General features: G+C 72.4%; 9 protein-coding genes. 4 read left to right on the top strand and 5 right to left on the bottom strand.

Annotated elements, in window-relative coordinates; all coding sequences use genetic code 11:
- Together GUY60_RS26610 and GUY60_RS26605 are read right to left on the bottom strand one after the other, a co-directional pair.
- Window positions 1–1,085: serine/threonine-protein kinase (locus tag GUY60_RS26610; protein ID WP_161702224.1), on the bottom strand; the 1,085-nt coding region annotated here is incomplete at its 3' end.
- Window positions 1,086–1,210: 125 nt separating this feature from the next.
- The gene (locus GUY60_RS26605) at window positions 1,211–2,062 is read right to left on the bottom strand and encodes a menaquinone biosynthetic enzyme MqnA/MqnD family protein (protein ID WP_161702222.1); all 852 of its coding nucleotides are present in this window, start codon (window positions 2,060–2,062) and stop codon (window positions 1,211–1,213) included.
- Between the two features lie 314 nt (window positions 2,063–2,376).
- Here GUY60_RS26605 and GUY60_RS26600 point away from each other — a divergent pair, with 314 nt between their 5' ends.
- Window positions 2,377–2,580, top strand: coding sequence for a cold-shock protein (locus GUY60_RS26600; RefSeq protein WP_016645643.1), 204 nt, complete (start codon window positions 2,377–2,379; stop codon window positions 2,578–2,580).
- Between the two features lie 391 nt (window positions 2,581–2,971).
- Window positions 2,972–3,691, top strand: a complete 720-nt coding sequence (locus GUY60_RS26595) for a S1 family peptidase (RefSeq protein WP_161702220.1) — start codon at window positions 2,972–2,974, stop codon at window positions 3,689–3,691.
- Window positions 3,692–3,731: 40 nt separating this feature from the next.
- On the opposite strand, the gene GUY60_RS26590 is transcribed toward GUY60_RS26595, so the two are convergent.
- The 3 genes from GUY60_RS26590 to GUY60_RS26580 all read right to left on the bottom strand — a co-directional run bounded on the left by GUY60_RS26590 (window position 3,732) and on the right by GUY60_RS26580 (window position 8,683).
- Entirely contained in the window at window positions 3,732–5,333 is a 1,602-nt protein-coding gene (locus GUY60_RS26590; RefSeq protein ID WP_161702218.1) for an alpha/beta hydrolase, read from the bottom strand.
- Window positions 5,334–5,417: 84 nt separating this feature from the next.
- On the bottom strand, window positions 5,418–7,310 hold the full coding sequence (locus GUY60_RS26585) for an AMP-dependent synthetase/ligase (protein WP_161702216.1): 1,893 nt from the start codon (window positions 7,308–7,310) through the stop codon (window positions 5,418–5,420).
- A 68-nt stretch (window positions 7,311–7,378) separates the two neighbouring features.
- Entirely contained in the window at window positions 7,379–8,683 is a 1,305-nt protein-coding gene (locus tag GUY60_RS26580) for an acetyl-CoA C-acetyltransferase (protein ID WP_161702214.1), read from the bottom strand.
- 70 nt (window positions 8,684–8,753) lie between these two features.
- Here GUY60_RS26580 and GUY60_RS26575 point away from each other — a divergent pair, with 70 nt between their 5' ends.
- Complete coding sequence (locus tag GUY60_RS26575; RefSeq protein ID WP_161702212.1) at window positions 8,754–10,106, top strand: 3-oxoacyl-ACP reductase; 1,353 nt, start codon at window positions 8,754–8,756, stop codon at window positions 10,104–10,106.
- Between the two features lie 2 nt (window positions 10,107–10,108).
- Window positions 10,109–10,912: MaoC/PaaZ C-terminal domain-containing protein (locus tag GUY60_RS26570; protein WP_161702210.1), on the top strand; the 804-nt coding region annotated here is incomplete at its 3' end.

The following is a 10,912-nucleotide window of genomic DNA, read 5'->3' as shown; positions in this document are numbered from 1 at the left end:
GGTGGGGAAGGCGGGGCGGGCGTGCCCGGCGCCGTGGGCATGTACACCGACGCCGGTACCTGGTCGGAGACTTGGGCCCCCTCGGCAGGCGCGGGCCACGACACCGGCTGCTCGAACGGCGGGCCGGGCTGCGACGGCGGCGGGGGCCCCGGCGCCACGGCCCCCGAGGCGTCAGCGGCACCCGCCTCCAGGTCGAGCAGACTCACCGCACTGCGGCTGACCTGCTCCACCAGGCGGCCGGGCAGCCAGCCCGAGACCGCGAGAGACGCCGCACCGTCGGGGGCGAGCCTGCGGGCCACCTCGTCCGGAGTGGGCCGCGCGGCCGGGTCCTTGGCCAGGCAGTCGACGACGAGGGCGCGCAAGTCGCCGTCCGGGAGCGTGAGTTCGGGCTCCTCGTGGACGACCTTGTAGAGCAGCGCAGCCGACGAGTCCCCCGGGAAGGGGGCGCCGCCGGTCGCCGCGTAGACGAGGACCGCGCCGAGCGAGAAGACGTCGGCGGCGCCCGTGACGCCCTTGCCGAGGATCTGCTCGGGCGCCATGTAGCCGGGCGAACCGATGGAGACGCCCGACGAGGTCAGCGAGGCGGTGCCCTCGGTGGCGCGGGCGATACCGAAGTCGATCAGGCGCGGGCCGTCCAGGGTGAGCAGCACGTTGGACGGCTTCACGTCGCGGTGGACCAGGCCGAGCGCGTGCACCGCGGTGAGCGACTCGGCGAGTCCGGCACCCAGGACGCGTACGGCGGACTCGGGCAGCGCGGGCAGCACACCGCGCTCGCCGACCGCGCGGGACAGCGGCGGCCCCGCCACGTACCCGGTGGCCACCCACGGAACGGAGGCCTCCGGGTCGGCGTCGAGCACGGGCGCCGTCCAGGCACCGCCGACCCGCCGCGCGGCCTCGACCTCGCGCCGGAAACGGGCCCTGAACTCCTCGTCCAGCGCGAAGTGCGGATGGACGACCTTGACGGCGACGGTCCGGCCACCGGCGCTGCGCCCCAGGTAGACCCGGCCCATACCGCCCGCGCCGAGCCGGCCGAGCAGCCGGTACGGCCCGATGACGGTGGGCTCACCGGCTTCGAGCGGCTGCATGGCTTCCCCCTCCGACGGACGTGTGGCGACCCCCGGCTGTCCGCCACCGCCGCCCCGCACAGCAGACTACGGCCCGCCGCGCCCCGGATCACCGGGGCGGACGGGCACGACGCCGGGCGGCCCGCTCAGGCCCGGAGCAGGTCGACCCGCACGTCCGCGGAGAAACCGGTGCTCGGGCCGACGCGGCGCGCGAACTCCTTGACCCCGGCGAGCTGTTCCGTACCGAAGCGGAAGTCGAGCGTCGTGAAGTACCGCTCCAGGATCCCCGCGTCGAAGGCCTCCCAGCGGGCCGCCTGCTCGGCGACCTTGGTGACCTCCTCCAGGGACACGTCGCGGGAGGCGAGGAACGCCTCGTGCACCTTGTTCACGACCTCGGGCTCGCGCTCCAGGTAGTCGCGCCGTGCCGCCCAGACGGCGAAGACGAACGGCAGCCCCGTCCAGTCCTTCCACATCTGGCCCAGGTCGTGGACCTGGAGGCCGAGCCGCGGGCCGTCGTGCAGATTGGCCCGCAGCGCCGCGTCCCCGATGAGTACGGCGGCGTCCGCCTCCTGCATCATCAGGCCGAGGTCGGGCGGGCAGGTGTAGTAGTCGGGCGTGACGCCGATGTGCTCGGCGAGCAGCAGCTGCGCCAGGCGTACCGACGTACGCGACGTGGAGCCGAGCGCGACGCGGGCTCCGTCGAGCCGGTCGAGCGGGAGCTGCGAGACGATCACGCAGGACATCACGGGACCGTCGCAGCCCACCGCGATGTCCGGCATCGCGACGAGCTGATCCGCGTTCTTGAGGAATTCCACGAGGGTGACCGGGCCGATGTCCAGATCACCCCGCACCAGCTGCTCGCTGAGCTTTTCCGGGGTGTCCTTCGTGAGCTCCAGGTCGAGCAGGGTTCCGGTCCGTGCGAGACCCCAATAGAGGGGCAGGCAGTTCAGGAACTGGATGTGCCCGACGCGCGGGCGGTTGCGAGGAGAATTGTCCACATCGCGAGGCTAGCCCCCGTGTGCGGTACGGTGCGTGACCGGGGTCGACCTCTTGGGTCTCTTGAACCTCTGGAGCCCCGGTGTCAACGCCCGGGTGACGCCTCTCAAACATCCGGGTGAAGTGATCTTGCCCTCTATCGCTTGCGGCTGGCTGCGTGCTAGGCTCGCCGCAAGTTGCAGTTTAGTTTCCCTTGCAGTACAGAGCCTGCGGAGCATGTGACCGCGGGCTCTCGTCGTTTTCAGACTTTTGCGATTGTGCTTGACACGCGTGGGGTTCTGGAGCAGGGACACTCTTTGGCCCATAGGAGGGCTTTATGGCTACCGGAACCGTGAAGTGGTTCAACGCTGAAAAGGGCTTTGGCTTCATCGCCCAGGAAGGCGGCGGCCCGGATGTCTTCGTCCACTACTCCGCGATCAACGCGTCTGGCTTCCGTTCCCTCGAGGAGAACCAGGCCGTGACCTTCGACGTCACGCAGGGCCCCAAGGGCCCGCAGGCGGAGAACGTCACCCCGGCCTAATTGAGGCCAGGAACCTTTAGGTTCTGATCCGGTACGGATAGCAGTACCCAAGGAGCCCCGCCCCCGCCTTGTGCGGGGAGTGGGGCTCCTGCCTTTGTGCCGGGCGATGTTTTGTTCATCCGGAGTGACCCCGTCAAGGGCGTTCCGCGGCCGCGCGCTTTCCGACAGGGAACGGAATCCGTCACTCCGGAACAGGCCCCGAACAGGTCCGGCAAGAGGCCCGGCAAGAGGCCCGGAAGAGTTCGGTAGAACGGTGAACAAGAAGTTCAAGGATTGACCACCTAGAGTTCCTCTGGGTGGTTGTCGCCGCGAGTTGTCACCCACGGTTATCACCGCCCGTTCACAGCTTTCCGGTGCATGTTTCCCGCAACCCGTCGAACGGGAGCCATTCATGCCGAATCGGATACCCAGCCGGATACGCGCGGTGTTTGCCGCGAGCGTCCTGCTGTCCTGTGCGGTGGTGTCCGATGCGAGTGCCCAGGCGGATGCGGTGCCCGGCCCGAATCACCGGGTCGGCGCGCTGTTCAGCCACGACCTGCGAGGCGGCCACTTCTGCACCGCGTCCGTGGTGCACAGCCAAGGCCGGGACCTGATCGTCACGGCCGGGCACTGTCTCGCCGAGGGCGCCGATGTGGCCTTCGCACCCGGCTACCACGAGGGCGAGGCTCCGTACGGGATGTGGCAGGTCGACCGGGTCTTCGCCGACGCCGCCTGGACGGGCTCCGCGGACGAGGAGCACGACCTGGCCTTCGCCACCGTGCGGGCGCGCGACGGGCGGCGCATAGAGGACGTGACCGGCGCCGTCACGCTCGACCCCCGAGGCCGCACCGGGCACCCCGTCACCCTCACCGGCTACCCCTCGGCCGAGGACGCGGCCCGCACGTGCACGGCGACGCCGGCCCTGTTCCGGGGCAGCCAACAGCGCGTCGCCTGCCCGGACTTCTCGACCGGCACCAGCGGCAGCCCCTGGGTCACCGCCGACGGACGGCTCACCGGCGTGCTCGGCGGGTACCAGGAGGGCGGCGACACCGCGGACGTGTCCTACAGCGTGCTCCTCGACGAGCGGGCCGCCGCGCTGTACCGGACGGCCACCGGAGGGACCACCGGCTGACACCGGCACCGGCCGATCCGAGGGGCGCGGGGAGGGCGCGCTACTCGTCCCCGCAGTACAGCGGCCCCGCCCCCAACTCCCCGTACAGCAGATAGTCGTTGACCTTCTGCGTCACGCACCGGGAGGAGAAGTAGCCGGTGTGGCCGTCGCCCTGGTTGTCCAGGAGGACCGCCTGGTCGCCGAGGCGGCGGGTGGTCTCCACGGCCCAGCGGTACGGGGTGGCCGGGTCGCCGCGGGTGCCGACGAGGAGGAAGCGCGGGGTGTCGACGTTGCGGATCTTGCGGATGAAGTCGGTGCCCCTGGGCTGGCCGGCGCAGAGCAGGACCTGTTCGAGGCGGGCCGGGCCGAAGATCGGTGAGGCCTCGGTGTAGTCGTCCACGAGGCGCTGGATCTCGGCCTCGTCGGAGAGCTGGGCCGCGGTGAGCCGGTCCGGGTCGTCCGCGCAGTTGACCATGGCGAGCGCGACGCCGAAGTTGTCGACCGGCACGTCCTCCTGCGGCACCACCTTGCCGACCACGTCGTCCCCGGCCCGCGCGGCGAGCACCCCGGTGAGCGCGGTGCCGTCGGCCGGAGCACCCTGGTCGGGCGGAATGCCCTCGCCCGGTGGCGGGACCGTTACGCCGCCGATCCGGAGCAGGGCCCTCGGGTCGCGGTCGGTCACGAGGTTGGCGATGGCCTGCGAAAGGTAGGGCCAGGCGTCGCGGTGGTACAGGGCACTGCCGAGGGTGGTGACCAGGTCGGCGCCGCTGTACTCCATGCCGCCGCCGAGCTCGACGGGCCGTTCGTCGAGCTGCTCGACGAGTTCGGTGACGCTCTGCTTGGCGTCGCGGGAGTTGCTGCCGAGCACGCAGCCCACGTTCCGCGAGCACCAGGTGGCGAAGTTGTCCAGGGCGGTCTGCTGTCCCTCGACGGCGACCCGCTGCTGCTCCGCCATCGGCTCGGCGAGCGTGTCCACGCCGTCGAGGACCATGCGGCCGACCTTGTGCGGGAACTGGCCGGTGTAGACGGCGCCGAGGCGGGTGCCGTACGAGAAGCCGAGGAAGTTGAGCTTGTCGTCACCGAGGGCCGCGCGCATCACGTCCATGTCCCGGGAGACGTTGACGGTGCCGATGTGGTCGGCGACGGGGCCCGCGTGTTTGCGGCACACCTTCCACTGCCGAGCCGCGTGCTCCAGGACGGCGCCGGGGTCGTCGGCCAGCGGCTCGTCCGGCATGTCGCTGCCGTCGCCGCAGGTCACCGGGGCGCTGGTGCCGACGCCGCGCGGGTCGAAGCCCACCACGTCGTACGACTTGGTCAGATCGCCGAACTGCTTGGCCATCCCGGCGAGTCCGGAGACGCCGGGTCCGCCGGGGCCGCCGAAGTTCACGAGCAGGGAGCCGCGCTTCTCGCCGGTGGCGGGTATGCGGTTCAGGGCGAGTTCGAGGGTGCCCTTCCGCGGTGCGGCGTAGTCGAGCGGGACGGAGACCTTCGCGCAGCGCATCCCGGCGGGTGCCTGGTCGAGCCCCTCGCAGTCACCCCAGGTGACCCGCTGGCGGTAGAAGGGGTTCAGGTCGGGGCCGGAGTCGTCCGCCGCGAGCGCCGGGGCTCCGGTGCCGAGCAGGACGAGTGCGGCGGCTCCGGCGATCACACAGCGTGTGCGCATGTGACAACCCTCCGTACAGGTGCCCCTCGCTCACGATAGGTGCGGGCCGCCGGGGCCGCCTCCCGGTCCCGGCGGCGCCCGGAGTCACTTCGTGTACAGCCCCTCGATCTCGGCCGCGAAGTCCCGCTCGATCGCCGCCCGCTTGAGTTTCAGGGAGGGCGTCAGATGGCCGCTCTCCTCGGTGAAGTCGCCGGGCAGGACGGTGAAGCGGCGGATCGACTCGGCCCGGGAGACCAGCTTGTTGGCCTCGTCGACGGCCTTCTGCAGGGTCTGAAGGAGCTCCGGGTCGCGCACGAGCTCCGCGGCCGTGAGGTCCTGCTTCTTCTTCATCTGCCGCCAGTGCGCGATGCCGTCCGGCTCCAGGGTGATCAGCGCGGTGATGTACGAGCGGTTGTCGCCGACGACCATGCACTGGCCGACCAGCGGGTGGGCGCGCAGCCAGTCCTCAAGGGGGGCGGGGGCGACGTTCTTGCCGCCGGTGGTGATGAGGATGTCCTTCTTCCGCCCGGTGATGGAGAGATAGCCCTCGGCGTCGAGGACGCCCACGTCGCCCGTCCCGAACCAGCCGTCGTGCGCGGGCTGTACGGCTCCGCTCTGCCCGTCCCAGTAGCCGCCGAAGACCTGGCCGCCGCTGAGCAGCACCTCGCCGTCGTCCGCGATCCGTACGGAGGTGCCCGGCATGGGCCAGCCGACGGTGCCGAGGCGGGGCTTGAGGGGCGGGGTGACGGTGGCGGCCGCGGTGGTCTCGGTCAGGCCGTACCCCTCGAAGACCTCGATGCCGGCGCCCGCGTAGAACGCCGCGAGCCGCCGGCCGAGCGGGGAGCCGCCGCAGATCGCGTACCGCACCTTGCCGCCGAGCGCGGCCCTGATGCGCCGGTAGACCAGCGGGTCGTAGAGCGCGCGGGCCACCCTGAGCCCGAGGCCGGGCCCGTCCCCGGTGCCGAACTCGGCCGCCTCGACGGCCTCCCCGTACCGCCGGGCGATGCGGGCGGCCCGGTCGAAGGAGGCGGCCCGGCCCAGCTTCTCGGCGGTGGCGCGGCCGGTGTTGAAGACCTTCTCCAGGACGTACGGGATGGCGAGCAGGAAGGTCGGCCGGAAGCTGCCGAGGTCGGCGAGGAGGTCCTCGGTCTGGATGCTGGGCGCGTGCCCGAGCCGTACCCGGGCCCGCAGGCAGCCGATCGCGACCATCCGCCCGAACACGTGCGAGAGCGGCAGGAACAGCAGTGTGGACGCGGGTTCCCTGCTGACCGACTTGAAGACCGGGTGCAGGAGTTCGATGGCGTTGTCCACCTCGGCGAAGAAGTTGCCGTGGGTGAGGACGCAGCCCTTGGGGCGGCCGGTGGTGCCGGAGGTGTAGATGAGCGTGGCGGCCGCGTCGGGCGAGAGCTCCGCGCGCCGCTTCGCCACCTCCTGGTCGTCCGTGCCGCTCCCGGACTCCGCGACTCCCGCCAGGTCGTCGAAGGTCCACACATGCGCGAGGTCCGGGAGCCGGTCGCGCTCCGGGCCGAGCGCGGCGGCCTGCGGCCCGGTCTCCACGGCGAGCGCCACGGCCGCCGAGTCCTGCAGGATCCACCGGGTCTGGAACGCGGACGAGGTCGGGTACACCGGCACGGTGACCAGGCCCGCGGCCCAGGCGGCGAAGTCGAGCAGGGTCCACTCGTACGTGGTCCGCGCCATGATCGCGAGCCGGTCGCCGGGGTGCAGCCCCTGCGCGATCAGGCCCTTGGCGAGCGCCTGCACCTCGGCGGCGAACTCCCGCGCCGTCACGTCCCGCCACGTCCCGTCGGCGCCCTTGCGGCTCAACACCGGGTCGGCGGGCGCCTGTTCGGCGTTGGTGTACGGGATGTCGGCGAGCGACCCTTCGGTCACGACGGGCGCGAGCGGCGGTACGGACACCTCGCGTACGACACCGTCCCGCACCTCTCTGTGCGGCTCGACGAGCGGTGGCGACGCGGGGGCGGTGGAGTTGCGGGGCACGGGGCTCCTTGGGGTTCCTTGAGGGTGCGTACGGAGTGGGGCGTTCCTGCGGTACCGGGCGTACGGGCCTACGGCCGTTCGAGGATCGCGGTCACGCCCTGGCCGCCCGCCGCGCAGATGGAGATCAACCCCCGTGCCGGACCCTCCTGTTCGGCTAGCAGCTTGGCAAGGGTCGCGACGATGCGGGCGCCGGTCGCGGCGAAGGGGTGACCGGTGGCGAGGGACGAGCCCGCGACGTTCAGGCGGTCCCGGTCGACCTCCGCGAGCCCCGCCTTCTCCCAGGCGGCGAGCGTGGCGAGCACCTGCGAGGCGAACGCCTCGTGCACCTCGACCAGGTCGAAGTCGTCCAGGCCGAGCCCGGCGCGCTCCAGCATCCGCGGCACCGCGTACGCCGGGGCCATGAGCAGCCCGTCGCCGCCCGCGCCGGTCACGTCACCGGCCACGAAGTCGACGGCGGCGGTCTCATACGCGGTGAGGTACGCGAGCGGGGTGAGCCCGCGCGCTGCCGCCCACTCCTCACTGGCGAGCAGCACGGTCGCGGCGCCGTCGGTGAGCGGGGTCGAATTGCCCGCCGTCATCGTGGGGTTGGCGCCGTCGGTGCCGAACACCGGCTTCAGCGTGGCCAGTTTCTCGACGCTGGAGCCGGGCCGCAGGTTCTGGTCCCGCTGCAGACCGCGGAAGGGCACGACGAGGTCGTCGAGGAAGCCCCGGTCGTACGCGGCGGCGAGCCGCTGGTGGCTGGTCGCGGCGAGCGCGTCCTGCGCCTCGCGGCTCACGTCCCACTCGCGGGCGGTGACGGCGGCGTGCTCGCCCATCGAACGGCGGGTGCGCGGCTCGGAGTTGCGCGGGATGTCGGGCACCAGGTGCTTCGGCCGGATCCGGGCGAGCGCCTTGGCGCGGGCACCGGCCGACCTGGCCCGGCGCACCTCCAGGAGGATCTTGCGCAGCTCGTCGTTGACCCCGAGCGGCGCGTCGCTCGCCGTGTCCGCGCCGCCCGCGATCGCGCTGTCGAGCTGCCCGAGCGCGATCTTGTTGGAGGCGGCGATGACGGCCTGAAGCCCGGTGCCGCAGGCCTGCTGGATGTCGTACGCGGGCGTGCGCGCGTCGAGTCCTGAGCCGAGCACGGTCTCGCGGGCGAGGTTGAAGTCCCGGCTGTGCTTCAGGACGGCGCCCGCGACGAACTCACCGACGCAGCTGCCGCGCAGCTCGAACCGGTCCACAAGGCCGTCGAGGGCGGCCGTCAGCATCTGCTGGTTGGACGCGGTGGCGTACGGCCCGTCGGAGCGCGCGAACGGAATGCGGCTTCCGCCCAGGATCGCCACACGTCGGACCCCATGACGTCCGAGGTTTCCGGCGGCTTCTTCGGTGCTCATCTCGACCAGCTCCTGACCCTTGAGTAACCTTACTCACAGGTAAATTTACGACCGAGCTGGGAGTTGGACAATGGCCGACCGCTATCTGAACTTCACCGGAACCGCGCCCGGCCGCTTCCTGACCCGCAGGTTCGGGCTGCCGCAACCGGCCCCGCTGCGCCGCTGGTCCGCCGAACACCCCTCCCTGGACGGCCCGTTGCTCCACCTGAGCGCGGGTACGTCCACCCTGAAGGGCCTGGACGAGGTGCTCGCCCGCACGGGCCTGAAGCCGAGTACCGGCCTGAAGCCGAGCACCGGTCAGGCGGACGCCGAGAAGCCGGCCGCCGTCGTGCTCGACGCGACCGGCGTGACCGACCTCGGCGCGCTCGCCGAGGTGCACGCCGCCCTGCACCCCGTGGTGCGCTCCGTCGCGCCCTGCGGCCGGATCGTGGTCCTCGGCTCCGCGCCGTCCGACACCGACCACCACCAGGCCGCGGTCCAGCAGGGCCTCGAAGGCTTCGTACGCTCCCTCGGCAAGGAGCTCGGCCGGGGCCGCACCGCGACCCTCCTGCGCACCGACTCGGCCACCGCCGCCGAGTCGACGCTGCGCTTCCTGCTCTCCCCCAAGTCGGCCTACGTCAGCGGCCAGGTCATCGAGACCACGGAGGCGGCCGCGGCCTCGGGGGGCGCTGCCTCGGCCTCGGACCCGGCCCGGCCGCTCGCAGGGCGCACCGCGCTCGTCACCGGCGCCGCACGCGGCATCGGCGCCTCGGTCGCGGAGACCCTGGCACGCGACGGCGCGCACGTCGTGCTCCTCGACATCCCCTCCGCCCAGTCCGACCTGGTACGGCTCGCCGACCGCCTCGGCGGCACCGCGCTGCCGCTCGACATCACGGCGGACGACGCGGGCGCGCGGATGGCCGCCTCGCTCCCCGACGGCCTCGACGTACTCGTGCACAACGCGGGCATCACCCGGGACCGGAAGCTCGCCAACATGCCTGCCGAGCGCTGGAGTTCGGTCCTGGAGGTGAACCTCGCCGCCGTCCTTCGCACCACCGACGCGCTGCTCGCGGCGGGCGCCCTGAACCGCGGCGGGCGGATCGTCGCCACCGCGTCGATCGCGGGCATCGCGGGCAACGTCGGCCAGACCAACTACGCGGCCGCCAAGGCCGGGATCATCGGCCTGGTCCGCTCGCTCGCCCCGCGCGCCCTGGCCGAGCACGGCGTCACCGTGAACGCGGTCGCGCCCGGCTTCATCGAGACCAAGATGACCGCCGCCGTGCCGCTGGTCATCCGCGAGGCGGGCCGCCGGATGAACTCCCTGGCGCAGGGCGGCCTCCCGGTCGATGTCGCGGAGACCACCGCCTGGTTCGCCGCCCCGGACTCGGGCGGCGTCAACGGCCAGGTCGTCCGCGTCTGCGGCCAGAGCCTGTTGGGGGCCTGACGATGACCGTCGTACGGCTCACCTCACCCCCGAGCCTCGCCCCGCTGCTCGCGCGCGGCGCGCTGCTCTCGCCGCTGAAGCGGGTCAAGGAGGGCGCCGTCGCCCCGCCGACCCGACTGGTCCTGCCGGACGCCCCGGTCGACCCGGCCCGGCTCGCCGCGTACCGCGCGGTGTGCGGCTTCCCGGACACGGCCGCCGAGCTCCCGGTCACGTATCCGCACATCCTGGGCTTCCCGCTGGCGATGCGGCTGATGGCGGCACAGTCGTTCCCGCTGCCGCTGCTCGGCCTGGTCCACACGTCCCTCACGGTCGACCAGCACAGCCCGATCCGCTCCGGCGAACGACCCGAACTGACCGTGTACGCCGAGAAGTTGGCCCCGCACCGACGCGGCACCGAGGCGACCCTGGTGACGGAGGCGCGGCTCGCCGGGGAACTGGTCTGGGAGTCCCGCAGTACGTATCTGGCCCGGCACCCCACGTCGTACGCCACCCCGCCGGCGGAGCCCTGCACCCCGGCCGAGCCACTGCCCGTGCGCGCCGAGTGGCCCCTCCCCGCCGACCTGGGCCGCCGCTACGGCACCGCATCCGGCGACCGCAACCCCATCCACCTCCACCCCCTCACCGCCAAGGCCTTCGGCTTCCCACGAGCCATCGCCCACGGCATGTGGACAGTCGCGCGCTGCGCGGCGGAGCACGGCACGGAGGGTTCGGTACGGGTACAGGCCAAGTTCAAGGCACCGGTACTGCTGCCGGGGAGGGTGACGTACGGGGCGGAGGGGGAGAGGTTCGAGCTGAGGGGGGCGGGC

The sequence above is a fragment of the Streptomyces boluensis genome (assembly GCF_009908195.1).
Classification (GTDB): Bacteria; Actinomycetota; Actinomycetes; order Streptomycetales; family Streptomycetaceae; genus Streptomyces; species Streptomyces boluensis.
Note: the sequence above shows the minus strand (reverse complement) of the source record. Positions and strands in the feature narration are given on the sequence as shown.

Coding starts and splice junctions, on each gene's coding strand:
- GUY60_RS26600 (WP_016645643.1), top strand. CDS start 2,377: ATGGCTACCGGAACCGTGAAGTGGTTCAACGCTGAAAAGGGCTTTGGC.
- GUY60_RS26595 (WP_161702220.1), top strand. CDS start 2,972: ATGCCGAATCGGATACCCAGCCGGATACGCGCGGTGTTTGCCGCGAGC.
- GUY60_RS26590 (WP_161702218.1), bottom strand. CDS start 5,333: ATGCGCACACGCTGTGTGATCGCCGGAGCCGCCGCACTCGTCCTGCTC.
- GUY60_RS26580 (WP_161702214.1), bottom strand. CDS start 8,683: ATGAGCACCGAAGAAGCCGCCGGAAACCTCGGACGTCATGGGGTCCGA.
- GUY60_RS26575 (WP_161702212.1), top strand. CDS start 8,754: ATGGCCGACCGCTATCTGAACTTCACCGGAACCGCGCCCGGCCGCTTC.